This is a genomic window from Streptomyces sp. NPDC021093 (genome assembly GCF_044333135.1).
GTDB lineage: Bacteria > Actinomycetota > Actinomycetes > Streptomycetales > Streptomycetaceae > Streptomyces.
Genome location: NZ_JBIRQJ010000009.1, coordinates 125,503 through 150,385 on the forward strand (window position 1 = coordinate 125,503; position 24,883 = coordinate 150,385).

At 71.3% G+C, this 24,883-nt stretch carries 21 protein-coding genes and 2 pseudogenes; 6 read left to right on the top strand and 17 right to left on the bottom strand.

Annotated features, from left to right (window positions below; translation table 11 throughout):
* Positions 1–37: 37 nt before the first annotated feature.
* The 3 genes from ACH4SP_RS27935 to ACH4SP_RS27945 all read right to left on the bottom strand — a co-directional run bounded on the left by ACH4SP_RS27935 (position 38) and on the right by ACH4SP_RS27945 (position 2,160).
* Positions 38–730 carry a DUF5994 family protein gene (locus ACH4SP_RS27935; protein WP_398418611.1) on the bottom strand — a complete coding sequence of 231 codons (693 nt, stop codon included), beginning with the start codon at positions 728–730 and terminating at the stop codon, positions 38–40.
* Positions 731–1,181: 451 nt separating this feature from the next.
* Positions 1,182–1,643, bottom strand: coding sequence for a hypothetical protein (locus ACH4SP_RS27940; RefSeq protein WP_398418613.1), 462 nt, complete (start codon positions 1,641–1,643; stop codon positions 1,182–1,184).
* Positions 1,644–1,842: 199 nt separating this feature from the next.
* The gene (locus tag ACH4SP_RS27945; RefSeq protein ID WP_398418615.1) at positions 1,843–2,160 is read right to left on the bottom strand and encodes a hypothetical protein; all 318 of its coding nucleotides are present in this window, start codon (positions 2,158–2,160) and stop codon (positions 1,843–1,845) included.
* 366 nt (positions 2,161–2,526) lie between these two features.
* On the opposite strand from ACH4SP_RS27945, the pseudogene ACH4SP_RS27950 reads away from it, so the two are divergent.
* The 5 genes and pseudogenes from ACH4SP_RS27950 to ACH4SP_RS27970 all read left to right on the top strand — a co-directional run bounded on the left by ACH4SP_RS27950 (position 2,527) and on the right by ACH4SP_RS27970 (position 8,751).
* A pseudogene (locus ACH4SP_RS27950) lies at positions 2,527–3,194 on the top strand (DUF4389 domain-containing protein).
* On the top strand, positions 3,166–3,579 hold the full coding sequence (locus ACH4SP_RS27955) for a hypothetical protein (protein WP_398418617.1): 414 nt from the start codon (positions 3,166–3,168) through the stop codon (positions 3,577–3,579). Before ACH4SP_RS27950 ends, ACH4SP_RS27955 begins: the two are co-directional and overlap by 29 nt.
* A gap of 169 nt (positions 3,580–3,748) precedes the next feature.
* Positions 3,749–4,489, top strand: coding sequence for an HAD family hydrolase (locus ACH4SP_RS27960; protein ID WP_398418619.1), 741 nt, complete (start codon positions 3,749–3,751; stop codon positions 4,487–4,489).
* Positions 4,486–6,897 (top strand): glycoside hydrolase family 65 protein, encoded by a 2,412-nt coding sequence (locus ACH4SP_RS27965; protein ID WP_398418621.1) that lies wholly within the window; start codon positions 4,486–4,488, stop codon positions 6,895–6,897. The genes ACH4SP_RS27960 and ACH4SP_RS27965 overlap by 4 nt, the downstream gene beginning before the upstream one ends.
* A gap of 135 nt (positions 6,898–7,032) precedes the next feature.
* The gene (locus ACH4SP_RS27970) at positions 7,033–8,751 is read left to right on the top strand and encodes a GAF domain-containing protein (RefSeq protein ID WP_398418624.1); all 1,719 of its coding nucleotides are present in this window, start codon (positions 7,033–7,035) and stop codon (positions 8,749–8,751) included.
* A 7-nt stretch (positions 8,752–8,758) separates the two neighbouring features.
* Here the strand turns inward: ACH4SP_RS27970 and ACH4SP_RS27975 are convergent, their stop codons facing one another.
* The 13 genes and pseudogenes from ACH4SP_RS27975 to ACH4SP_RS28035 all read right to left on the bottom strand — a co-directional run bounded on the left by ACH4SP_RS27975 (position 8,759) and on the right by ACH4SP_RS28035 (position 21,871).
* A complete protein-coding gene (locus tag ACH4SP_RS27975; protein WP_398418625.1) occupies positions 8,759–9,448 on the bottom strand; it encodes a response regulator in 690 nt (229 codons plus the stop codon).
* A 110-nt stretch (positions 9,449–9,558) separates the two neighbouring features.
* Positions 9,559–10,611, bottom strand: a complete 1,053-nt coding sequence (hypE, locus tag ACH4SP_RS27980; RefSeq protein WP_398418627.1) for a hydrogenase expression/formation protein HypE — start codon at positions 10,609–10,611, stop codon at positions 9,559–9,561.
* Positions 10,608–11,708, bottom strand: a complete 1,101-nt coding sequence (hypD, locus tag ACH4SP_RS27985; RefSeq protein WP_398418629.1) for a hydrogenase formation protein HypD — start codon at positions 11,706–11,708, stop codon at positions 10,608–10,610. Before hypD ends, hypE begins: the two co-directional genes overlap by 4 nt.
* Positions 11,705–12,373, bottom strand: a complete 669-nt coding sequence (locus ACH4SP_RS27990; RefSeq protein WP_398419138.1) for a CBS domain-containing protein — start codon at positions 12,371–12,373, stop codon at positions 11,705–11,707. Before ACH4SP_RS27990 ends, hypD begins: the two co-directional genes overlap by 4 nt.
* A 66-nt stretch (positions 12,374–12,439) precedes the next feature.
* Positions 12,440–13,768, bottom strand: a pseudogene (locus ACH4SP_RS27995) (Ni/Fe hydrogenase subunit alpha); the annotation flags it as partial.
* The gene (locus tag ACH4SP_RS28000; protein WP_398418631.1) at positions 13,765–14,577 is read right to left on the bottom strand and encodes an oxidoreductase; all 813 of its coding nucleotides are present in this window, start codon (positions 14,575–14,577) and stop codon (positions 13,765–13,767) included. The pseudogene ACH4SP_RS27995 and the gene ACH4SP_RS28000, both read right to left, overlap by 4 nt.
* 1 nt (position 14,578) lies before the next feature.
* Positions 14,579–15,388, bottom strand: a complete 810-nt coding sequence (locus ACH4SP_RS28005) for an FAD/NAD(P)-binding protein (RefSeq protein WP_398418633.1) — start codon at positions 15,386–15,388, stop codon at positions 14,579–14,581.
* Positions 15,385–15,849, bottom strand: coding sequence for a Crp/Fnr family transcriptional regulator (locus ACH4SP_RS28010; protein WP_398418635.1), 465 nt, complete (start codon positions 15,847–15,849; stop codon positions 15,385–15,387). Before ACH4SP_RS28010 ends, ACH4SP_RS28005 begins: the two co-directional genes overlap by 4 nt.
* Positions 15,846–17,000, bottom strand: coding sequence for a 4Fe-4S dicluster domain-containing protein (locus tag ACH4SP_RS28015; protein WP_398418638.1), 1,155 nt, complete (start codon positions 16,998–17,000; stop codon positions 15,846–15,848). The genes ACH4SP_RS28010 and ACH4SP_RS28015 overlap by 4 nt, the downstream gene beginning before the upstream one ends.
* A 176-nt stretch (positions 17,001–17,176) precedes the next feature.
* The gene (locus ACH4SP_RS28020) at positions 17,177–17,776 is read right to left on the bottom strand and encodes a hypothetical protein (protein ID WP_398418640.1); all 600 of its coding nucleotides are present in this window, start codon (positions 17,774–17,776) and stop codon (positions 17,177–17,179) included.
* A 4-nt stretch (positions 17,777–17,780) separates the two neighbouring features.
* Positions 17,781–18,299: a flavodoxin domain-containing protein gene (locus ACH4SP_RS28025; RefSeq protein ID WP_398418642.1), complete on the bottom strand. Its 519-nt coding sequence runs from the start codon at positions 18,297–18,299 to the stop codon at positions 17,781–17,783.
* A gap of 16 nt (positions 18,300–18,315) precedes the next feature.
* Positions 18,316–19,047, bottom strand: a complete 732-nt coding sequence (locus tag ACH4SP_RS28030; protein ID WP_398418644.1) for a CBS domain-containing protein — start codon at positions 19,045–19,047, stop codon at positions 18,316–18,318.
* A gap of 40 nt (positions 19,048–19,087) precedes the next feature.
* Positions 19,088–21,871: a GNAT family N-acetyltransferase gene (locus tag ACH4SP_RS28035; RefSeq protein WP_398418646.1), complete on the bottom strand. Its 2,784-nt coding sequence runs from the start codon at positions 21,869–21,871 to the stop codon at positions 19,088–19,090.
* A gap of 679 nt (positions 21,872–22,550) precedes the next feature.
* Between ACH4SP_RS28035 and ACH4SP_RS28040 the strand changes: the two genes are divergently transcribed.
* Positions 22,551–24,521, top strand: a complete 1,971-nt coding sequence (locus ACH4SP_RS28040) for a PAS domain S-box protein (RefSeq protein ID WP_398419140.1) — start codon at positions 22,551–22,553, stop codon at positions 24,519–24,521.
* An 83-nt stretch (positions 24,522–24,604) separates the two neighbouring features.
* On the opposite strand, the gene ACH4SP_RS28045 is transcribed toward ACH4SP_RS28040, so the two are convergent.
* Positions 24,605–24,880, bottom strand: a complete 276-nt coding sequence (locus tag ACH4SP_RS28045; protein ID WP_398418648.1) for a HypC/HybG/HupF family hydrogenase formation chaperone — start codon at positions 24,878–24,880, stop codon at positions 24,605–24,607.
* Positions 24,881–24,883 lie beyond the last annotated feature (3 nt).

Below are 24,883 nucleotides of genomic sequence, written 5' to 3' on the forward strand. Positions count from 1 at the left end.
GGAGGCAGAACGGGCGCTTGTGGGTGAGGGTCCTCTCTTAAGGATCGGTCTTCTCGGCGTGGATGCCGCGCATGGCCTCGATCGTGACCGTCATCAGTTCGAGGTCTGCTTTCTTGATCCTTGCCTGGAGTGCCAGGGCACCACGACCGCTCGCGGAACGCCCGCCCGGACAGTCCGGACAGCCAGGAACAGCCACAGTGGCCGGACGAGCTCCGCCTTCACCCTCCCACCCCTCTTCAGGATCCTGTTGCCAGCCCGCGCCCAGAGTGCCGTACGCGGCTTCCTCAGCCGCGACGAGGGCACTCGCGGTGCGGAACGGACCCGCCACGTCGGAAGCAGCAGCCATCAGGCGGGCGGCCGCGGCCGCGCCGGTGTGCGGTGGAACGACCAGCAGGTCCCAGCGTCCGGAGTTGTAGGACAGCAGGAGAATCTTGTGCGGGTCCAGTTCGGCCCTGAACCAGCCGACCTTCACCACATGCCCGTGGACGGGTACTCTGCGCGGAATGAGGGGCCACCGCGCGGGGTTGACCGCGATATGAGTGATCCGCCCCCACAACGGGTCCAGCACCTCCGTGAGCGCGGGAAGCTCCCGCGACAAGTCACGCGAGCGGGGCCACCACGCCCCGTCCAACAGCCCCTTGCCGACACTCCGGGCCTTCAGGGCGAGGCGGACGGACGGCACCGTTGCGGTCGCCTGCCGCGGCTCCGGGTATGCGATGGTCGCGATCATGACGTGGACCCGTCTCCGGACCCACGAAAAGATGGCCCGGCATCATCGTTCACCGGGAACGGGGCCGACACGAGGACCGGCTCAAGGGCTGTTCCCGATAGTCCCATTCTACTCCCGCGCAGGCATGAACTCCCGCTCGTACAGGATGTATTGACCACGCTGATACAACGGGCGGGTGCTCCTGAAGAACCAGCAGAGCATCGCCCGAGAAACCCACCGTTTCCCGAACGCGATAATCCGCAGCGATGATGAGTCGGCCACACTGTCGCCCGACTCATTTCCCGGTCGCGCAGGCGGACCCTCGGCAGCATGGAATCGTCGACGGTCCGTGGCACGCAGAAGAACCCGCTCGCCCTCTAAGGGCTCGTAGATAACACCAACTTTTTGGTTCTGGGACTTGACGCCCCAGGTCAGCGAGATGCGAGCACGCAGGTTGTTCTTCTGCGGGCCCTTAGGTCGCATTCCCTAAGTCCTTCCGCATCGCGTCAATCAGCACCGTAAGAAGTTGGTCGTGCCTGATCCGTCGTACGGTGTATTCCGGATCTTCCAAGTTCAACCCTGCGACAATGCGATTCCCAAACTCTTGCAGGTCTAGGAATGCGCGGCGCGATGGAGTAACCAGTTCCCATGGAGCGACGATCGTCACCTGCGCACGGAAGGCGTTGCATGGATCGAACGCTACGTTGATCGCGCTACGCCTCGCAGCTGCCGATGCTTCCGGATCGCGCGCCAAGGCACTGCACGTGTGCCTGGCCTGCGTCAGGCTAGCCAGGTAGCTCCCGTATAGGGTGCGTCGAACCTCTGCGCTTTGATTGCTGCGTTCCCGCTTCCAGCGACGACCATCCGCGAGTAGAGCGGCAACGGCAGCGATCATTCCACCGACAAGGGTGCTGGCGAGCGTGAACCACTCCATCTCAGCAAGATAGGGGCTCACGGACGAACGTGAAGGGGTGGAGCGAAAAGCGCCCGGCTGTCCCATCAGGCACTGGCCCTGCTCGTTGCTGCGAAGAGCAGCTCGGAGACCGGCCGGCTGTTCAGGGACTCCTCCGGCCGGACCATGGGTCGCTACACCGCGTAGGCTCCGATCCGCCTTCGGCGGCCGCGTAACCAGCTCACATGTGCTCAGCACAACGCCCGAGAAGCGCCAGAGCACCGTACTTCCGTTGGCCACCCTGGCGGACGAGCAGCAGGCAGTCCGGGAGCTGGCCGCCACAGATGCCCTCGGCGATGGTGAGTTCGACATCCTTGTCGGCATCGATTCCGGGAAGCTCCGCGCGGAGGATGTAGGTGCCGTCCTCAAGGGACTCCTCGATGCGGATGCTGTGCAGGCCGGGTGCGGTGTGCAGGCCCGGGATGCCCGACTCGACCCAGCTGAACAGGTCGGGAAGCAGGGTTGGCCAGGTCGTCCGACGCTCGGTCGTTCCTGTCATCTCGCCCTCCTTGTCGGGTGGTTGTGCTTCTTTCTCGATTCCAGAGTCCCGCCGGGGCGGGGCAGCGCGCGAGTGCCGAAAGACCTTGCGCGAGAGCGGGTCGGGCAGGGTTCCGGCCCACGTTCCAGGGCCGACCGGTACCCCGATGGGGCCGTCCGACCCCGGGCGCTCGTTGAGGAGAGGGCAGCCTCGTATCGGGAACAGGAGGTTCTCCTTCTGAGGGAGCGAGTGGTTCATCGCTCTCCCTGCGCTGCGCCGCCACTGCTCTCGGCGCAGTCCTTTCTCTCCGCTCCTCCGCGCTCGCCCCGGGCTTCACCCATGGCCGTCGAGGCCCGCGACGCTGTTCGCCTGGAAGGTCGCAGCAGCATGAACACCGCTCCCCCGAAGTCTCCGTACTCCGCGTATCCGGCCCGTCTCTCGGCCCGGCTGGACTCGCCCTTGTCCCGCTGGCTGTGGCTGGTCAAGTGGCTGCTGGCGCTGCCCCATTACCTCGTGCTGATCCTGTTGTGGGCGGCCCTCCTGGTGGTGTGGGTCGTAGCCTTCTTCACCATCCTGATCGCCGGCCGCTAGCCGCGTCCGCTCTTCGAGTTCAGTGCGGGTGTGCTGCGCGGAAGCTGGCGGGTGGGGTACTACGCCTACAGCGCGCTCGGTACCGACCGCTACCCGCCGTTCACGTTGCGAGACGCACCCGACTATCCGGCGCGCTACGACGTGGCGTATCCGGACCAACTCTCCCGGGGCCTGGTCCTGGTGAAGTGGTGGCTGCTGGCAGTCCCCCACTTCTTGGTGCTCAGCTTCCTGCTCGGCGGTGTCCGCGTGCCATGGGCGGCGGGCGGACTCGTCGGCGTGCTCTTACTGTTCGCCGGCATCGCCCTCCTCTTTTCACCGGGCGCTATCCCCGGGGCCTCTTCGACCTGGTGATCGGGCTGAACCGGTGGGTGCTGCGGGTCGCCGCGTACGCCGCTCCCCTCACGGACGCCTACCCGCCCTTCCGCCTCGACCAGGGTGGCGAGGAGCCGGAAGCGCGTCCATGAGCAGACCGCCCTCGTCACCGTGTTCCTGGTCCGGCACGGTCTCGCTCATCTGCCGGTGTGGTGGGCTTCCTCCGCCGGGTCCGCCCGTTCGTCCGCGCCGTTCGACCCGCGGCACTCCTGGGCGTTCGCCGTCGCCGAGCTGCCACAGGCACGGGCCGGGCAGGCTTCCGTCCTCCTCGCCGGTGCCGTTGCCGTCCTGTACGTCGCCGCGGGGGCGGCCGTCGTCGCGCAGGCCGACGCGTGGCCGGCCGTGGCGGTCGCCGCCGCCGCGGCCGGCTTGGCACTCAAGGCACTCTGGTTCCACGCATGGCTGTCCTTCGGCGTGCTGCTCGACCTCGGAGTCATCGCCGCGGTGACCATGAACTGTCCCGGTTCGCTCCACTGACGGCGTCCCCCGTACCCCGTCGAGGTCCAACGGGCCCTGTACGCAACGTTGTTCCGACGCGAGGCTGATGCCGTGCCCGTCAGGGCCGCGAGAGCGAGCAGAGGAGACCTCCGTGCCTGCCATCCCCCGACGAACTCCACCGCAACGTCCGGACGGGGCGGGTCCCCGCGTGGAGTCCGCACCCGCCCTGCACGGCGTCCGGGCCGCCGTCTTCGACACGGACGGCGTGATCACGGATTCGGCCCGGGTCCACGCGGCCGCCTGGAAGGCCTCCTTCGACGCCTTCCTGAGGGAGCACCCGCCTGAAGATCCGTACCAGCGAAGGCCGTTCGACGTGGCGGACGACTATCCGCGCCTCGTGGACGGCAGGTCCCGTCAGGACGGGGCCACCGCGTTCCTCGCCTCGCGCGGCATCGATCCCGACCCCTCCCTGGTGCGGGCCGTCGCCGCTGACAAGGAGCGGCGGTACACCGAGCAACTGCGGGAGCACGGCGTCGATGCCTTTGCGGGTACGGTACGGCTGCTGAACGTCCTGCGGCGGGACGGGCTGCCTCTCGCCGCCGCGTCCGCTTCCCGGCACGCCTGTGAACTCCTCACTCGGGCGGGCGTGTTGGGGCTCTTCGACGCCCTGGTGGACGGCGCCCAGGCGGCCCGGCTCGGGCTGCCTGGCAAGCCCGAGCCCGACCTCTTCCTGGAAGCCGCCCGACGGCTGGGGGTCCCGGCCGCCGACACCGCCGTCTTCGAGGACGCCCTGGCCGGAGTGGAGGCGGGCAGGCGCGGCGGGTTCGGTCTGGTGATCGGTGTGAACCGGACGTCCGGGCAGGCCGCCGGGGAGGAACTGCGGCGGCGCGGCGCCGACCTGGTCGTGCGGGATCTCGGTGAACTGGTCGTGGAAGGAGCACCGGCGTGACGGACATCGGCGTTCCGGACACGGACCGGACGTGGAGTTACGAGGGTTACGACCCTGACCAGGAAGCGCTCAGGGAGTCTCTGTGCACCCTCGGCAACGGCTACTTCGCCACCCGCGGGGCGGCCCCCGAGTGCGCGGCGGACGGGGTGCACTACCCGGGCACGTATGCGGCGGGGTGTTACAACCGCCTCCGCTCCACGGTGGCAGGCCGTCGTGTCGAGAACGAGGACATGGTCAATCTGCCCAACTGGCTTCCTCTGCGCTTCCGTCTGCACGGCGACGAGGGGCCCGGCGCATGGCTTCGTCCGGACTCCGACGTGGCGGACGGATATCGGCAGACCCTCCTGCTCAGCTCGGGGCTCCTGGAGCGGAGGATGCGGTACGTGGTTCCCGGGCGCGGCACTCTCTGCGTCACGCAGTTGCGTCTCGTGCACATGGGTGATCCCCATCTGGCCGCGCTGCGCACCGAGTTCACGGCCGAGGGCTTCTCCGGGTACCTCGAAGTCGAGGCGGCGCTCGACGGTGGCGTCACCAACAGTGGAGTGCACCGCTACCACGACCTGAACGGTCGCCATCTCGTCCACGTGCACACCGGCGAGTCAGGGCCCGGCACCGTGTGGCTCCGCTGCCGCACCAGCACCTCCGACATCCGGATCGGCATGGCGGCCCGCCTCACCGCCGAAACCGCCGACGCGCCCGCCACCATTCACCACGGGGAACACCTCGTGGCGCAACGGGTCCGGCTTCGACTCCTCCCCGGTGAGACCGTCACCGTCGACAAGGCCGTGACCCTGCACACCTCGCGCGATCCCGCCATCAGCGACCCGCTGTACGCCGCCTGCGACCGGGTCGCGCGTGCACCCGGTTTCGACGAGCTGCTCGAATCGCACCTGACGGCCTGGGACCAGCTGTGGCACAGGGCCGCCCTCGACGTCCCGGGGGAAGCGGGGCGGATCCTGCGGCTGCATCTCTTCCACGTGCTGCAGACCCTCTCGCCGCACACCGCGGACCTCGACGTGGGGGTGCCGGCACGGGGGCTGCACGGTGAGGCGTACCGCGGGCATGTCTTCTGGGACGAGCTGTTCGTCCTGCCGTACCTCAACCTGCATCTACCCGAGGTCTCCCGCGCCCTGCTCACCTACCGCCACCGGCGCCTCGGCCAGGCCGTCAGCGCCGCCAGGGACGCGGGCCTGACCGGCGCCCTGTACCCGTGGCAGAGCGGCAGCGACGGCCGGGAGGAGACCCAGGAGCTGCACCTCAACCCCCGGTCCGGGCGCTGGCTGCCGGACCACTCGCGCCTTCAGCGCCACGTCGGTTCGGCCGTGGCGTACAACGTGTGGCAGTACTGCGCGGCGAGCGGGGACACCGAGTTCCTGCACACCAAGGGAGCGGAGATGCTGCTGCAGATCGCCCGGTTCTGGGCGGCCTCGGCGACGTACGACGAAGGGCTCGGCCGTCATCGCATCCGTGGGGTGGTGGGGCCCGACGAGTATCACGACGCGTATCCGGGGGCGGGCGAGCCGGGCCTGGACGACAACGCGTACACGAATGTGATGGCCGCCTGGGTCCTTGCTCGTGCCCTGGAGCTGTTGGGCGTCCTGCCCGAGCCTCGGCGTCGGGAACTCGTCGAGCGGATCGGTCTTGACGGCGGCGAGCTGGAACTGTGGGAGGAGGTCTCGCGGACGCTGCACGTGCCCTTCCACGCGGGTGTCATCAGCCAGTTCGAGGGGTACGGGGAACTGGCGGAGCTCGACTGGGAGGGGTATCGCAAGCGGTACGGGAACATCCGGCGGCTCGACCGGATCCTGGAGGCCGAGGGCGACTCGGTCAACCGCTACCAGGCGTCGAAGCAGGCCGACGTCCTGATGCTCGGCTACCTCCTCCCCCCTGCTGAACTGCGTTCGGTATTCGACCGGTTGGGGGTGCGGTGCGACGAGGACACCTGGCGCCGCACCGTCGATCACTACCTGCGCCGCACCAGCCACGGTTCGACCCTGAGCGGGCTCGTCCACGGCCACGTGCTCGCACGGGTGCGGCGTGCCGATGCGTGGGGGTTCTGTCAGGAGGCGCTGCGGGGCGACGTCGCGGACCTTCAGGGCGGCACCACCGGTGAGGGGATCCACCTCGGCGCGATGGCCGGCATCCTCGACTTCGTACAGCGGGGCCTGACCGGGCTCGAAACCCGTGGCAATGTCCTGCGGCTCGCCCCGGCACCGTTGCCCGAACTGTCCGAGTACGGTTTCTCCCTCCGCTACCAGGGGCACTGGGATGTACGCCTGCGAATGGTTCCGGGGCAGCTGGACGTCAGCGTTCCGGCCTCGGACCGGTCGCCGATCGACATCGAACTCCCGGGGCAGACGGTATCGGTGGCACCCGGGGAGTCCCGTCGGCTGACGTTGCCACGGTAGACCAACGGGACCCACGGGGCGCTGTTTCCGGCCTTCCGCCACCGGCTGCGCTCCGGGGCCTTCCGCCGGTGTGCTCCGTCGTTACGGTGGAGTGCGGGTGTCCTCTCTTGCCTGCCGGATCGGAAGGTGGGGTCCATGAGCGGGACCGAGGCCGGGGGCAGTGGGGCGGACAGTCGGCTGGGGAGGTTCCGGCTGGACGAGTTGCTCGACGAGCTCCAGGTGCGGATCGAAGCGGTGCGGGGCACGCGGGACCGGTTGCACGGCTTGTTGGAGGCCGTGCTGTCGGTGGGGCGGGAGTTGGATCTGCCGCAGGTGTTGCGGGGGATCGTCGAGGCGTCGGTGGTGCTGGTGGACGCCGAGTACGGGGCGTTGGGGGTCATCGGTCAGGATCAGCGGCTCGCGCAGTTCCTGACCATGGGGGTCGACGAGGAGTTGCGGGCGCGGATCGGGGACCTTCCGTCCGGGCACGGACTGCTGGGGGAGGTGATCCGCCATCCGGAGCCCCTGCGGCTGCCGGAGCTCGCGGACCATCCGGCCTCTTCGGGTTTCCCGCCGAACCATCCGCCGATGCACTCGTTCCTGGGGGTGCCGGTCAGGGTGCGCGACACGGTGTTCGGGAACCTCTATCTGACCGAGAAGCGCGGCGGCGGCGAGTTCGACGCGGAGGACGAGGCGGTGCTGACCACGCTCGCCGTGGCGGCCGGCGTGGCGATCGAGAACGCCCGCCTGTACGAGGAGGCGCGGCTGCGCGAGCAGTGGCTGGAGGCGAGCACCGAGTTCACGGCCGGGTTGCTGTCCGGGATGCCGGAGGCCCGGGTGCTTAAGGTGATGGTCGAGAGGGCCCGCCGGATCACGTCGGCCGAGTTGGGTGTGGTCGATCTGGTGGAGGGCGCGGAGACGCTGCGCGGGGTGCTGGCGCTGGGTGAGGGCGCTGAAGCTCACTGTGGGTTGACGGTGCCCCGGGAGGGAACCCTCGCGGGCATCGCCCTCCAGACGGCCGGTCTGGTGTCGTCGGCCTGCGTCGCGGACGATCCCCGGGTGACGTTCGCTCCCGAACGCTGGAAGGGGCTCGGTCCCGCGGTGGCGGTGCCGATCGGCGAGCGCGGGGTGCTCGTACTGGCCCGCACCACGGGCAGGCCGCCCTTCAGCGCAGCTGAAACGGCCCCGCTGCCCGGCTTCGCCGGACAGGCGGCCCTGGCCCTGGAGCTGGCGGACCGGCGGCGCGACGCCGAGCAGGTGAGCCTGCTGGAGGACCGCGACCGGATCGCCCGCGACCTGCACGACCTCGCCATCCAGCGGCTGTTCGCCACCGGAATGACCCTGCAGAGCGCCCGGCGGTTCGTCGACCACCCGGAAGCGGCCGAACGGCTCGTGCGCGCGGTGGACGACCTCGACGAGACCATAAAGATCATCCGGTCGACCATCTTCGGCCTGCGCGCCCACGAATCGCCGGTGCCCGGCAGCGGGTTGCGGATCAGGGCGGTGCGCACGGTGGAGGAGGCGATCTCGGCGCTCGGGTTCACCCCGGCTCTGCGGATGGAGGGGCTGCTGGACACGGACGTGCCGCAGGTCGTGGCCGACGAGGTGGTCGCGGTGCTGGGCGAGGCGCTGTCGAACGTGGCCCGGCACGCCCGGGCGTCGCGGACGGACGTCGCCGTGACCGTGGGCCAGGGCGTACTGACGGTGGCGGTGGCCGACGACGGCGTCGGGCTGCGCGAGGAGGAGCAGCGGTGCAGCGGGCTGCGCAATCTCGCCGAGCGGGCGGAGCGGCTCGAAGGACGGCTGACCGTCGGCCCCGGGGCGACGGGCGGGACGCGCCTGAGGTGGAGGGTTCCGCTCCACGGACTGAAGTGACGCCTGTTCACTCGCCTTTCGTGTCGGGCGGGGTGAACCGGGTGGCGAGGACGGCCGCCTGGATGCGGCGCTCGACGCCGAGCTTGGCCAGCAGCCGGGAGATGTGGTTCTTGACCGTCTTCTCGGAGAGGTAGAGCTGCTTGCCGATCCGACGGTTGGTGAGGCCCTCGCCGACGAGCGCGAGGATCTCCCGCTCCCGCGGGGTGAGACCGGCCAGCCGGGCGTCCCCGGCCGTGGTCTCCTGGGCCGGTCCGCGCAGGCTGCTCATCAGCCGGGCGGTGGTGGCCGGGTCCAGCATCGACCGGCCCGAGGCGACCGTGCGGACGGCCTCGACCAGGTCCGAGCCCTTGATCTGCTTGAGGACGTAGCCCGAGGCGCCCGCCATGATGGCGTCGAGCAGCGCGTCGTCGTCGTCGAACGAGGTCAGCATCAGGCAGGCCAGCCCCGGTGTGCGGGAGAGGAGTTCGCGGCAGACGGTGATGCCGTCGCCGTCCGGCAGCCTGATGTCCAGGATCGCGACGTCCGGACGCAGCGCCGGACCCCGGACCAGGGCCTGTTCACCGGTGCCCGCCTCGCCCACCACCGCCATGTCGGGCTCGGCGCCGAGCAGGTCGTGCACCCCGCGCCGTACGACTTCGTGGTCGTCGAGAAGGAAGACCCGGATCGGTTCCTGTGGCGAGAACGCCCGTACGGTCATGACTGCCCCTCGCGTTCTGTCGTCCCGCAGCGATCGTGCCCTGCGTGGGGGCGACGCACCAGGGCCGGTCGGCCCCAATCAGCCCTTGCCTGCCCACTATTGATTGACCGTCAGCAAATGCGCGGGAGCTGCTCGCCGACCGGCATGTCTACCACCCGGCGCGCGCCGACGAGGGTGCGCATCACCACCCGGCCCGCCGGCCCCGGCACGGTGTTCCCGATCCGTACGGACTGCGCTCCTTCGGGTTGTGAGAGCAGGGCGTCCAGAGCCGCGTCGGCGGAGCGGGCTGCGACGAACGCGATCAGGCAGCCCTCGTTGGCGACGATCAGGGGATCGAGTCCGAGCAGGTCGCAGGCGGCTGCCACAGCCGGCGGGACGGGTACGGCCGCTTCATCGATCTCCACACAGAGCGAGGAATCGTGGGCGATCTCGTTGAGGGAGGTCGCCAGGCCGCCGCGGGTGGGATCCCGCAGGGCGTGGATGTCCGGTCCGTACGGTGCCAGGGCGCGGACGAGGCGGTGCAGCGGGCGGGTGTCGGAGGCGATGTCGGTCTCGAAGCCGAGCCCTTCGCGGGTGGAGAGGACGGCGGTGCCGTGCAGCCCGATGGGACCGGAGAGGAGCACCACGTCACCCGGCCTGGCCGCGGCGGCCGAGGGGCGGAGGCTCGGGAGGCGGCGGCCGATGCCGGTGGTGTTGAGAAAGAGCCGGTCGGCGGCTCCCCGGCCCACGACCTTGGTGTCGCCGGTGATGACGGGGACACCTGCCTCGCGTGCGGCTTTGCCTGTGGAGGTGAGGACGGTGCGCAGTTCGGTCAGCGGCAGTCCTTCTTCGGCGATCACCGAGAGGGTGAGTGCGAGGGGCATGGCGCCGCGCATGGCGAGGTCGTTGACGGTGCCGTGGACGGCGAGTGAGCCGATGTCGCCGCCGGGGAAGAAGAGTGGGCTGACAACGAACGAGTCGGTGGAGACGACGAGTTCCTCGAAGCCGGGGAGCGGGGCGGCGTCTTCGAGCGGCCCGGTCTCACAGCCCCCGAGGGCGGGCAGGACCAGGGTTTCGAGCAGCTCGGCGGTGAGCCGCCCGCCCGCCCCGTGCCCCAGCTGCACGAGTTCGTTCTCGCTGTACGGGAGGGGGCAGGCTGCGTTCGGTGCGAGGGCGGTGTTCATACGGTGCTCCTCCTGGTGCGGCCTGCGGCGTGGAAGGCGGCGCAGGTGCCCTCGGCGGACACCATGGGCGCGCCGAGCGGGGTGCGCGGGGTGCAGCGGGTTCCGTAGGCGGCGCAGTCGGTGGGGAGGCGGGCTCCGGTGAGAACGGCTCCGGCGATGCACGCGGGGTCCTCGACCGGGTGCAGGCCGCCGACGTCGAAGCGCCGTGCGGCATCGAACTTCTCGTAGGCGGGGGCGAGTTCGAGGCCGCTGGCGGGCAGGGTGCCGATGCCGCGCCAGGCCCGGTCGGTGACGCGGAAGACCTGGGCGATGACGTCCTGGGCGGCGGTGTTCCCGGTGCGGCGGACGGCGCGGACGTACTGGTTCTCGACGTCGTGGCGGCCTGCTTCGAGCTGGGCGACAGCCATCAGGATGCCCTCCAGCAGGTCGAGCGGTTCGAATCCCGTGACCACGACGGGGACTTCGTACCGGTGGGCGATCGGTTCGTACTCCTGCCAGCCCATGACCGCGCAGACGTGTCCGGCGGCCAGGAACGCCTGGACCTCGCAGGCCGGGTCGTCGAGGAGCGCGGTCATGGCGGGCGGTACGAGGACGTGGCTGACGAGCAGGGAGAAGTTGGCCAGTCCGAGGCGGGCGGCGTGCAGGACGGTCATCGCGTTGGCGGGTGCGGTGGTCTCGAAGCCGACGGCGAGGAAGACGACTTCGCGGTCCGGGTGCTGCTGGGCGAGGCGTACCGCGTCCATGGGCGTGTAGACCACGCGTACGTCGGCGCCCCGGGCGCTCAGGGCGAGGAGGTCGGTGGTGCTGCCGGGGACGCGGAGCATGTCGCCGAAGCTGGTGAGGATCACGCCGGGACGGTCGGCGATCGCCATGGCACGGTCGAGGGTTTCCAGCGGGGTGACGCAGACCGGGCAGCCGGGACCGTGGATCATGCGGAGGCCGGCCGGGAGGAGTTCGTCGATGCCCTGGCGCACCAGGGTGTGGGTCTGGCCGCCGCACACCTCCATGAGGTGCCAGGGGCGGGTGGCGACGCGCTCCAGTTCGGCGAGCAGCCGCCGGGCGAGGGCGGGGTCGCGGTACTCGTCGAGGTACTTCATCGGCTGAGTGTGTCCGGCTCGGTGAGGTCCATCCGTACGTCGACGATGCCCTCCACGGCATGGGCCAGCCGTGCGGCCACCGGGACGAGGCGGCGGTCGTGCATCGTGCCGCGGACGGTGACCACGCCGTCCGCCACGGAGGTTGTCACGTCCTGCTGCGGGAAGAGCGGGGCGAGGGTCCGGTGCACCTCGGCGGCGAGTTCGGCGTCTGAGCGCAGGAAGACCTTGAGCAGGTCGCTGCGGCTGACCACGCCCTGGAGGATGCCGATGCGGTCGATCACCGGGAGCCGTTTGACGCCGAGCCTGGCCATGATGCGGGCGGCCTGGGCGAGTGTGGTGTCGGCGTGCACGGTGACGGCCGGGGTGCTCATCAGGTCCCCCGCCGTGGTCGCTCCCGCCTTGGCCAGTTCGGCGAGGTGCCGCGCCCGGAGGGACGCGATCCGTCCGGTCGGCAGAGGTGCGGCGGGGTGCCGGTCGGACAGTGACAGGTCCGGAGCCTGGTCCCGGAACTCCTCCTTGGGCAGCAGGTCGGCCTCGGAGACGACGCCGACGACCCGCCCCTCGCCCTCCAGTACGGGCAGGGCGCTGACCTTCCACTGGTCCATGAGCAGGACGATCTCCTTGAACGCGGCGTCGCGTCCGACGGAGACGACGGTCTGGGTCATCACGTCGCTCACGATGTGCGGCGAACTGGGCACGGCGGGCCTCCTGGGTGGGGTTCGGACGGTGTGGGTGCGTTCGACGGTGAGGTCGAGGAAGTGGGTGGAGCAGGAGATGCACGGGTCGTGGTTGCGGATGGCCCGCTCGCACAGGGCGGCCAGCTCGGCGTCGTCCGGTTGTCCCGCGTCGAGTGCGGCCTGGGCGGTGCGGCGCAGGTCGTCCTCGATCGCGCCCTGGTTCTGGGCGGTGGGCGGAACGAGCCGGGCGTCGGTGACGGTGCCGTCGGCGTCGAGTGCGTACCGGTGGTAGAGCAGGCCGCGCGGTGCCTCGGTCGCGCCGTGGCCGGTGCCCGCGACGGGTGGCACATCGGCGTACGGGCGGGCCGGGGGCTCGTACGTCTCGATGATCCGCAGTGCCTCGGTGACCGCGTACACGACCTCGACGGCCCGCACCAGGATCGAGCGGTACGGGTTGCGGCAGACCGCTCCGTCCCAGGGGTCGCCGAGTCCGGCGGTGCGGGCGGCGTCGCGGGCGGTGCGGGTGAGCCAGCGGCCGCTGATCGCGAACCGGGCGAGGGAGCCGGTGAGATGGCGGCGCCCGTCGAGGGTGGAGTACAGCGCGGTGGAGTGCGGGAGGTGCTCCTCGCGGACCCGGTCGAGGAACGTGTGCAGCGGAAAGGTGTTCAGGGTGGCGTCGGCGCGCAGGACGGTTGGGGTGCCGCTTTCGATGGCGTACGTGCCGGGGGCGGTCAGCGCGAACAGGTCCGCGTCGACCGTCGCGTCCGGGAACTCGAAGCCGGATACCCACTCCACGGTCTGCCAGGCGTCGTCCAGTGTCCGCCTCAACTCCGGAGCCAAGGGCTGCAGTTCGGCGATCGTGGGCGCGCGGTGGAAGCCGCCGAGGCGGACGTTGACGGGGTGGATGGCGCGGCCGCCGAGGAGCTCCAGGACCGCGTTGCCCGACTTCTTGAGGCGCAGTCCGCGTTCCACGTGGTGGCGGGCGGTGCGGGCGAGTTCGAGGGCTCCGTCGCAGCCGAGGAAGTCGGGGGCGTGCAGGAGGTAGATGTGCAGGGTCTGGCTCTCGATCCACTCGCCGCAGTACAGGAGCCTGCGCAGCGCGGTGATCTTCGGGTCGACGGTGACGTGGCAGGCGTCTTCGATCGCGGCGCAGGCGCTGAGTTGGTAGGCCACGGGGCAGATGCCGCACACCCGGGCGGTGATGTCGGGAGGTTCGGTGTGGGCACGGCCACGTAGGAAGGCCTCGAAGAAGCGCGGCGGTTCGTAGATCTGGAGCCGGGCCCGGGTGACGGTGTTGTCGCGGACGCTCAGGTGCAGGGCGCCTTCGCCTTCGACCCGGGTGAGCGAGCCGACGTGCAGGACGCGGGAGCCTCGGTGCGTCATGGCTTCACTTCCTCCTCGCCGGCCCGCAACTCATCCTCGAACGCTGCTGAGTTGAAGGTGTGCAGGAAGCGCTCGACGTCGCGGTCGTCCATGCCGTCGCGGTGCAGTACGGGGATGAGGGCGGGCAGGTTGACCGAGAGGGCCCTGCCGGAGGCATCGGGGCGCCCGGCAGGCCCGAAGCAGCCGTAGCAGCCCCGCCCGTACGCCGGGCAGATCGCCCCGCAGCCGGCGTGCGTGACCGGGCCCAGGCAGGGTGTGCCGTGGGCGACGGTGACGCAGACCGTGCCGCGCCGCTTGCACTCGAAGCAGACGCTGTGGTCGGAGACGTCCGGCTTGCGGCCCGCCAGGTGCGCCGTGATGACTTCGAGGAGCTGGCGGCGGTCGACGGGGCAGCCGCGCAGCTCGAAGTCGACGTCGACGTGGGCGGAGACCGGGGTGGAGGTGGCGAGGGTGTCGATGTAGTCGGGCCGCGCGTAGACGGCCCGGGTGAACTCCTCGATGTCGGCGATGTTGCGAAGTGCCTGGATGCCGCCCGCCGTTGCGCAGGCGCCGATCGTGACCAGGTGGCGGGAGGCCGCACGGATCTCCCGGATGCGCTCGGCGTCGGCGGGAGTGGTGACGGAGCCCTCGACGAGGGTCAGGTCGTACGGGCCGGGACGGACCGTGCTGGACGCCTCCAGGAAGTGGGAGATCTCCACCTCGCCCGCCAGGGCGAGGAGTTCGTCCTCGCAGTCGAGGAGGGTGAGCTGGCAGCCGTCGCAGGAGGCGAGCTTGAAGACCGCAAGGGTCGGCCTGCTCGTCGTACGCATCTCACAACTCCCTTGTGTAGAGCAGCGGTTCGGCCTGGTTCCAGCCGACGACCGGGCCGTCCCGGCAGAGCAGCAGCGGGCCGAGCTGGCAGTGGCCGCAGTGTCCGGTGGCGCAGCCCATGTTGCGTTCGAGGGAGACCCGGATACTGCTGGGGGCGAGGCCGCGGTGCACGAGGTCACGGGCGGCGGCGCGGATCATCGGTTCGGGGCCGCAGACGAACGCCGTGGCGTGGTGCGGGTCGAAGCGGGCCCGGTCGAGCAGTCTGGTGACGACGCCGATCTGGCCGGACCAGCGGGCGTCGGGCCGGTCGACGGTCACTCCGGTGTACGCGGTCGGCCACTGCTTCGTCTCGACCTTCGCCATGAGGTCGGCCGGGGTGCGGGCGCCCACCAGGACGTTGAGGCGTCCGTACGCTTTCGGGTCGGCGACCGCGTCGCGGACCAGGGGCCGCAGCGGGGCGAGTCCGATGCCGCCCGCGACGACCACGAGGTCCTGTCCGACGGCCTTCTCCAGTTCCCAGCCGGTGCCGTAGGGGCCGCGCAGCCCGATCATCTGGCCGACCCTTGCCGCGTACAGGCCTTCGGAGACGGCGCCGACGCTGCGGACGGTGTGCGCGAGGCCGCCCGTGGTGGGGATGGCGCTCACCGACAGCGGTATCTCGCCCCGGCCGAACGCCCAGACCATCGCGAACTGTCCCGGCGCGAACGGCGGGAGGGGCTCGGCGACCGGTTCGATCCGCAGGGTCGCGGTGTCCGGGGTCTCCTCCCAGCGCGCCACGACCCGGTACGGAACGGGGACGGCGGTGGTCATCGCCGCACACCGCCTCCACTGCCGTAGGGGGCGTACAGGTCCAGAAGCCGGGTGCGGGCCGACTGGAGCCGGTGCGTGAGGACGCGGCCGACCCACTGGCTCACCGCCATGCCCAGCGCGGGGTCGTCGTCGCACATCAGCCGGACGGCGGTGGCGTCGAACTCGTAGGTCCGTACGGGGCTCTGGGTCTCGGCGCCGAGCTGCCAGACGTACGGGCTGAACATCCAGGACCAGCCGACGAGTTCACCGTGCCCGAGAGTCTCGATCACGGGGGCCCTGCGGCCGGGGACATGCATGTCCAGGGCGACGGATCCGGTGCGGACGATCCAGAACCGGTCGGCGTGCCCGCCTTCCTCGAAGAGCCGGGTGCCCGCGGGGAAGGCCGTCTCGCGTGCGATGCGCATCAGGCGTTGGCGGTGTTCGGCGGGCAGGGCGTTCAGTGTGGTGCGCGCGGGGATCATTGTTCTGCCTCTTCCTGGTGGGTCTTCTCGTCGGCCTCCGCCTTGAGCGCCGTGACTTCCTCGGTGATGTCGATGCCGACGGGGCACCAGACGATGCAGCGCCCGCAGCCCACGCACCCCGAGCTGTCGAACTGGTCGTGCCAGGTGCCGAGTTTGTGGGTGAGCCACTGCCGGTAGCGGCTGCGGCCCGAGGAGCGGACGGGCCCGCCGTGCAGGTGGGAGAAGTCCAGGTCGAAGCAGGAGTCCCAGCGCTGCCAGCGTTCGGCGTGGTCGCCGGTGAGGTCGGTGACCTCCTCGGTGGTGGTGCAGAAGCAGGTGGGGCAGACCATGGTGCAGTTGCCGCAGGTCAGACAACGGGAGGCGACGTCGTCCCAGCGGGCGGCCTCCAGGCTCTCCCCCATCAGCTGCTGGAGGTTCACCGGCGGCATGGCCCGGCCCATCGCGTCGGCGGCCCCGGCCACGGCGGTGCGGGCGGCGTCGCGGGTGGCGGAGTCGGCCGCACGCTTCGGCAGCTTGTCCAGGAGCGTGGCCCCTGCGTCACTGCCCGCCCGGACGAGGAAGCGGTGTCCTGCTTCGTCGATCACCTCCGTCAGCGCGAGGTCGAACCCGCTGTCCGTACCGGGGCCGCCGCCCATGGAGACGCAGAAGCAGGTCGCGCCCGGTGCGGTGCATTCGACGGCGATGAGGAACGCTCCCCTCCGGCGTTCCCCGTAGCCCGTGTCGCGGAAGTGTCCGCCGGTCAGGACGCGGTCCTGGATCTCGATGGCGCGCAGGTCGCAGGGACGGACGCCGAGGAAGGCGTACGACGGCGGCTCCGGGCGCTCGGCGTGCATGGTGACGTCGCCGTCCGCCGTACGGTCGGCGCTCCACAGCTTCTCCCGCTGCGGGTGCAGGAAGTTCTTCCAGGACTGGGGTCCCGCGGAGTGCGCGAAGGCCGCCCCGTCCTCGCGGTGGCACAGCCGGTAGCGTCCGGCCTCCAGCTCCACGCCCCAGCCGTACGGGAGTTGGCCGGCGGATTCCAGCTCGGCCAGGACGACGGCGCCGTCGCGGACGGTGGGTCCGACGACGGTGCGGCCGTCCGCGACCAGTGCGGCGACGAGGGCGTCGAGCCCGTCCTTGTCGAGCACTGCCGTGGCGGTGGTCGTGGTCATCGTTGCCCTCCTTGGGCGGGGGCGGGAGGCGGGCCGGGCCGCTGTCCTCTGCCACTTCCAGGTTCGGAGGAACGGGCAGTTGCGGGCAGGGGCCGACCGGCCCCCATCGGGGTCGTACGGGGCCAGATCTGTGGTCCTGCCGTACCCGGCGGCCCACCGGGTACGGACGGGCGGACTCAGGCCCGCCGACCGCTCCACGACGGCTCGGTCCTGGCCCAGTCCCGCGCCCACTCGGCCGTCCGCCTGCGGTGGGCGGCGGTGCGCAGCGCCCACCAGATCCCCGCCACCGGCAGACAGCCGCCGACCACGGTGACCCAGCCGGTGCTGATGGCCACGGTCCACAGTTCGGCGCCGGTCGACGGGGCTTCGACCACCTGCTCCGAGGCGTCGAGCCAGACGTCGGTCCCGCTGCCGGCGGGTGTCCCGGCCTCGACCCGCACCACGGCGACGCGCGGGGTGCCGTCGGGACCGGTCCACCGCACGGACACCGGGTGCACCGTCCGGCCCGTGCCGTAGGCGGCGGACGGGTCGGGGGCGTTCCGGGCGACAGTGGCCCGTACGACGTGGTGGGCGGCGCGCTGCCGGTCCGCCTCCGAGCGAGCGGTGTCGTACCTGGAAACGCCGGTCCACACTCCGGCCGACGGCACCACGCCGAGCAGCAGCGTCAGCATCACCAGCCGGGTCCACGCTTCGATGACGTCGCAGGGTCGGCGCAGCGGACTGCGCCGCCACCGCCACCCTGCGAGCCGGGCGCCGGGCCGGGTCGGCGCATCCATGGCGTCAGTCCACCTGCCGATCCACGAGCAGGGTGTGGAGTTCGGCGGCGATGCGCCGGGCCCAGGCGTCCATTGCCGCGAAGTCGCGGAAGTCGCCGCCCTTGCCGGAGTCGACGATCATCCGGGCCATCCGGCCCTTCGCTCCGGCGCGCAGGCAGCCCCCGAAGGTGACGTGCTCCCGTGCGTCGATCCTGCTGCTGATGCGGCGGACGCCTCGGACCGGCGGGATGTCCCGTTCGCCCGCACTCGCGTCGAGCGGGCCGCTGCTGAACAGCCACACCGGGCGGGCGGCCAGCGCCGCCCGCTGCCGTGCGGCGAACCGGCGGGCGTCCCTGAGCCACCGTCCCGCGTAGAGCGCGCTGCCGAGCACCACGGCGTCGTACTCCCGTACGTCACCGGCTTCCGCCGTCGGTCGGAGGTCGGCGACGACGCCTTCCTTTTCCAGGGTCTGGGCGATGGTGCGTGCCATTTCCTCCGTGGACCCGTTCTTCGTCGCGTACGCGACGAGCACCTTGACCGTCATCGTGGGCCGTCCCTTCTCAGAGTTTGCGCAGCCAGTCGTCGGCCACGCCCTGGAGTGCCTGCTCGGTGGGCCGGAGGTGGGAGTCGTCCGTGCGGTAGGTGAGCTTGTCGACGACCGCGACGACGCCGTCGACCTGCCGCGCCATGTGCACGGCGACCGGGATCTCGCTGAGGCGCTCCAACTGGCCGTCGAGGGTCACGACTCCGTCCGTGACGGATACGCCGACGGACTGCGGGGGCAGCCAGAGGGTGCGCACCAGCACCTCTTCGATCACCTCGTGACGGATCTCGTCGTCCGGGCGCAGGAACACCTGGAGCAGGTCGCGGCGGGTGACGATGCCGACCAGCCGGTCCTCCTCGTCAACGACGGGCAGCCGCTCGACGGAGTGCCGGGCCATGCTGCGGGCGGCCTCCGCGATGGTGTTCTCCGCGTGGATACAGACAGGGGGTGTGGACATCAGCTGTCCTGCGGTACGGGCTGTCGCCTTGGTCCGCGTGGTACGCGCGGCCGGGGTGATGCGGGGCAGGTGGAAGCGGCGCGGGGCCCGGTAGGGGTCGGGGGCCTCCGCCTCGCGCACCAGGAGGTCGGTTTCCGAGAGCACGCCGACGACGTGGTCGTCGGGGTCGACGACGGGCAGTCCGCTGATGCGGTGTTCGGCCAGGAGCCGGGCCACTTCCTTGTACGGGGTGTCGTGGCGGGCGGTGACGACCTCTGTGGTCATCACGGAGCCGGTCTTGCTGTGCTTCATCGTGCACTCCTCTCGGGACGGACGGCGCCGTGACCTCGGGTCAGCGCAACCGGCGCAGATATGGGTCGTGGGCGGTGCGGGGCAGCAGCCGAATCCGCACGTCGAGTGCGGTGACGCTCTCCGGCCGTGCCAGTACGGGGTTGAGGTCGGCCTCCGCGAGCTGGGGCAGGTCGCACGCCATCGCGGACAGCCTCGCCAGGGTCTGCTCCAGGCCCTCCAGGTCCACGGGGCCCGCGCCACCTTCCCCGAACAGCAGTGGGGCGCAGCGCGGCGCGGTGATCAGGTCGTGCAGATCCGCACCGGTGAGCGGGGCCAGCCGGGCGGCCCGGTCGTCCAGTACGTCGGTGGCCGTGCCGCCGAGCCCGAAGAGCACCAGCGGGCCGAACACCTCGTCCTGGACGACGCCCGCGAAGAGTTCGATGCCGCGTGGGGCGAGCGGCTGGACCACCACTCCGGTCATGAGTCCCTCGAAGCGGGTCTCCAGGTCCCGGTGGGCGGACCGGATCTGGGTGTGGCCGCGCAGGTCGAGGAGGACGGCACGTTGGGTGCTCTTGTGCAGCAGTCCCGGCCAGTGGGCCTTCAGGACCACCCGGCCGTCGACGCCGGAGAGCCGTTCGGCGGCGAGGACGGCCTCGTCCTCGGACTCGGCCCAGGCCCACGGGAGTTGGGACAGGCCGTAGCAGTCCAGGAGCTCTGCGCAGGCGCCGGGTTCCAGCCAGCCGCCCTCGGGGTGCGCGGCCAGCCACGCCTCGGCAACGGTGTGCGCCCGAGGGGTGTCCACTCCGGTGAGGGTGGGGACGGTGCCGGGCGGCCTGGCGAGCCACTGGGCGCGCCGGGCGGCGTGTGCCAGGGCGCGGGCGGCAGCCTGCGGGTCGGCGTAGCTGGGCACGGCTCCTCCGTCGACGCCGGGCAACAGGGCGACCGGTTCGTCCTGGTCGAGGCAGACCGCCGCGACCGCCCGGGAGCGACGGCCCGGGGCACGGGAGACGGCCCCGGGCAGGTCGTCGCCGGTCGCCGCGCCAACTGCGGTGGGCACGAGGGCCACGAGGACGGCGTCGATACCGGTGCACTCGGTGAGCAGATCCACACAGGTCTTCAGCTGCTCCTCGGTGACCGCCGCGGTGGTGTCCACCGGGTTGGCGACCGAGGCGCCTGTCGGCAGTACGGCAAGGAGTCGCTCGCGTACGTCCGGGCCGAGCAGCGGCACCTGGAGGTCGGCCTCCGCACAGGCGTCGGCTGCCAGGACACCCGCCCCGCCCGCGTTGGTGACGATCGCGACCCGGGGCCCGGCGGGCAGCGGCTGGGAGTGGAACAGGGCGGCGGTTTCCAGGAGTTCGCCGATGGTGCGGGTGGCGGTGATGCCGGCCTGGGTGAACAGGGCCTGCCGGGTCACGGTCCTGGTGGCGGCTGCCGCGGTGTGCGAGGCGGCCGCCCTGCGGCCGGTGTCGGTGCGGCCCGCGTCCACGGTGAGCACGGGGATGCGCCGGGTGACGCGGCGTGCGGTGCGGGAGAAGACGCGCGGGTTGCCGAAGGACTCCAGGTGCAGCAGGGCCAGTTCGGTGCGACCGTCGGCCTCCCACCACTGAAGCATGTCGTTGCCGCTGACGTCGTACTTGTCACCCAGCGAGACGAAGCTGGACGTTCCGAGGCCCAGCCGGGACAGCCCGCTCAGCAGGGCGATGCCGACCCCGCCGGACTGCACGGCGACACCTACGGAGCCGGGCCGGGGGTGATGGGCGGCGAAGGTCGCGTCCAGGGACATGCCCCGGTCGGTGTTGGCGACGCCGAGGCAGTTGGGGCCCACGAGCCGCATCCCGTAACGGCGGCACACGGCCAGCAGGTCCGCGCCCAGGCCTGCGTCCAGCCCGGCGGAGACCACGACCAGTGCGCGCACTCCGCTCTTGCCGCACTCCTCGGCGACGGGCACCAGGGCGGGCAGGGGGACGGCGAGCACGGCCAGGTCGGGGATCCGGGGCAGTGCGGTGACCGAGGGGAAGGACGGCACGCCCAGCAGTGAGTCGACGTGCGGGTTGACGGCGAAGAGCCAGCGGGGGAAGCCGCCGGTGCGCAGATTGCGAAGGATCGCCCGGCCCACCGAGCCCGGCTTGCGGCGCGCGCCGACGACGGCGACCGTGTCCGGCCGCAGCAGCGGCTCCAGGCTGGCCACGTCCGCCCTGCGCCCACGGGTCTCGACGGCGGACAGATACGTCTCGTCCTCGTCCAGGCGGATGGTGCAGTGCAGTTCGGGGCCCTCCAGCCGACGGGCGACGGCCAGACCGAGGTCGGCGAAGACCTCCAGCACTTGGCGGTTCTCGGCGAGGGCATCGGCGGTGAAGACGGTGACGCCCTCGGCACGTGCGGCCGAGACGAGGTGCTCCAGCAGGAGCGTGCCGATGCCCCGGTGGTGGAGCCCTTCGGCGACGGCTAGGGAGATCTCGGCGGTGCGGGGCCCGTCGGTGCGGGGCTCATCAGTACGGGGCTCATTGGCGCGGGGCACATCGGCAGAGAGCAGGCCGACGGCGAACTCACCCCTGTCGGTTGCCTCCGTGCACTCGTACTCGGCCAGGCCGATCACCTTGCCCCCGCTCTCGGCGAGCAGCGCCAGGTAACCGGGCCGGGCCGGGGCGCTCGCCCGGTCCGCGGCCTGCTCGGCGGAGCGGCGGCTCGCGGCGAAGAACCGCAGCCTCAGGTGCTCCGGGGACATCTCCTCGTACAGCGACCGCAGTTGCGCCCGGTCGTCCGGGCCGGCGGTACGGATGCACGTGGTCGTGCCGTCCGCGAGCAGGGCGTGGGCCGGGGGGCCGGGGTGCGCGCCGTCCGTCATCGTGGGCCTCCTGAGGGTGGGTCGGCACTTCGAGCGTCCGGCGGAACCGGAGCGGCGGGCAGGGGCTGGACGGGTGCTGTCAGGGGCCGACCGGCCCTGCCGCCGGGGCCGGTCGGTTGCTCGCCCGCCGGGCCGGGCAGCTTCGCTCTCCGGTCCCGGCCTTCACCGCGCCTGGCACGGTGTGCGGGACAGCCCCGTGCGCGACCCCGGTCACGTCGTGCTCCGTGCCCGTCGGCATCTTGTGCCGTGGGTGTGGTCGGCGAGTGGCCGCCGCAGTCCCGCAAACGGCGGCCACTGCCCGACAGCCGGCTTCGTGCACTGTCGTGAGGGACGCCTCGACGGTTCCCCGGTCCCACTCGTGGAGAGCCTTGAGAGCGCCGGGGCACGCCGTTGCTCCCTCTGCTTCGACGGTGCCCCCGCAGCCGTGGCGACGTAATGGCCGACCGGTTCCCGGTCGGGCCCGAGCAGGTCCTGTTCCGGGAGCCGTCCAGCAAGGTCTCCGCCCGGCGTCGGCTTCCGTGCTTCGCGGACGGTGCTTCCCCCATCCATCGGCACGCCCGTCCGTCGGCCGGACGAACGGGCCCCGGCCGGGGCAGCTTCAAACGGTCAAGAACCCGTCACAAAAGCGCAGATGGCGACAAACCACCCGCTCGCCGTGCGGCGGGTGCTGAGATGCTCCATGGAACCGGCCAAGCACAGGACACGTCCACGCGGGATTCCCGTCACGGAGGAACCGTTTCGGGCCCTGCTGGAAGCGGCACCCGACGCCATGGTGATCGTGGACGACGGCGGGATCATCCGCCTGGTCAACGCCCAGACGGAGACGTTGTTCGGTTACGGCCGCGACGAGTTGCTCGGTCGGCCCGTCGAAGTTCTGGTGCCCCAGCGCTTCCGGGACCAGCACCCGGGCCACCGGCTGGGATACTCCGCCAACCAGCAGGTCCGTCCGATGGGGGCCAACCTCGAACTGTACGGACTACGCCGGGACGGGGCGGAGTTCCCGGTCGAGATCAGCCTCAGCCCGCTGCAGACGCCCGACGGTCTCCTCATCTCCGCCGCCGTGCGCGACGTCTCCGAGCGCAAGGCGGCGGAGGCACGCTTCCGGGCCCTGCTGGAAGCCGCTCCGGACGCCATCGTGATCGTGGACGACGCCGGCACCATCCAGCTGGTCAACGCCCAGACCGAGGCCCTGTTCGGCTATCGGCGCGAGGAGCTCCTGGGCCGCCGGGTGGAAGTCCTGGTCCCGCAGCGTTTTCACCATCACCACCCCTCTCACAGGCACGGCTACGTCGACAACCGCCGGGTACGCCCCATGGGCGCCGGCCTGGACCTGTACGGGCTGCGCAAGGACGGGGGCGAATTCCCGGTCGAGATCAGCCTCAGCCCCCTGGAGACGCCGGAAGGCACCCTGGTCTCCGCCGCCATCCGCGACGTCAGCGAACGCAAGGCGGCCGAAGCCCAGCTGGCCCGGCTCTACGACGAACAGCGCCACGTCGCTCTGACCCTGCAGCGCAGCCTGATGGGCTCGCCCGCACCCCTGCCCGACATGGACACCTCCAGCCGGTACTTCCCGGCACGGCAGGGCCCGGGCGTGGGCGGGGACTGGTTCGACCTGATCGCACTGGGCGGTGGTCGCGTGGGGGTACTGATCGGCGACGTCATGGGACGGGGTCTTGAGGCCGCCGCCGTCATGGGCCAACTGCGCTCGGCCTCCCACGCCCTGGCCAAGACCGGCATGCCGCCCTGGCAGTTGATGCGGGCGCTGGACGCGGTCGTCAGCGAACTGCCCGACCAGCTCGTCACCTGCTGCTACCTGATCCTGGACCTCGACGACAGCACACTGACCGTGTGCTCCGCCGGACACCTGCCGGTGCTGATGGTGGACCCCACCGGGCAGGTCCGCAGACTCCCGGTTCCGGTGAGCGTTCCTCTGGGCGTCGGCGAAGTGCCCCACCAGGAGACCCGGGTGGTGGTGGAGCCCGCCTCGGTTCTCGCCCTGTACACCGACGGCTTGGTGGAAACCCCGACCAGCGACATCGAGGAGCAGATCGACGCCCTCGCCATCACCCTGGAGAAGGCCAATGCCAACACTTCATGCCTGGAAACGGCCGCAGACTCCGTTCTCGGCGCCCTGCTGCCCGGCCCTCAGGAGTACGCCGACGACGTGACCCTCCTCCTCGCCCGCATCCCCCCGGCACCGACGACCGCCGTTTCCGCGCTCCTGCCGGCCCGACCGATCAGCGTGGGGGACGGGCGCCGGTTCCTGCGCCGGACCCTACGGGGATGGGACTGCGAAGACCTCGTCGACACCGCCTGCCTCCTGGCTTCCGAGCTCATGGCCAACTCGGTGCGCCACGCCTGCGACCCCATGCGGCTGCGCCTGCGCCGCACCAAGGACGAACTTCACGTCGAGGTCTGCGACGGCAGCCCCGTCCTGCCTCGCATCAGGACCGCAGGGCCTGACGAGGAGTCGGGGCGTGGCCTGGCGCTGCTGGACCACCTGGCCTCCGGCTGGGGCATCCTGCCGACGCAGGAGGGCAAAGCCGTGTGGTTCTCGCTGCCCCTGCCGGTCTCCACCCGGCGCCAGGAGGAGACCGAAGCACAGGAGGAGACCGAAGCAGGGGAGGCTCGGCCCCACCGGGACAGGTGACTCTCCCGGGAGGAATGTGCAGCAGGTACGGTCACGGCTCGCCCGGAGCCGGATCGGGCGCGGCCGCGTGCTCGTGGCGTCCGTCAGGTCGGCCGGGCCGGGCCGGGCAGTCGCTCGCCGAGTTCGGCCTCCACCGCGCCCGCCATGGCACGCAGGACGGCCAGCGTGCGGGCGGCCTCGGCCTCGTCGACCTCCGTGATGGCGAACCCGACGTGCACGATGACATACGTCCCGACGACGGCGTCCGGGGTGTAGGCGAGGCAGACCGGCCTGCGCACTCCGCCGAAGTCGACGGTGGCCATGCGCAGTCCGGTGTCGTCGTGGGTTTCCAGTACGCGGCCGGGGATGCCCAGGCACATGGT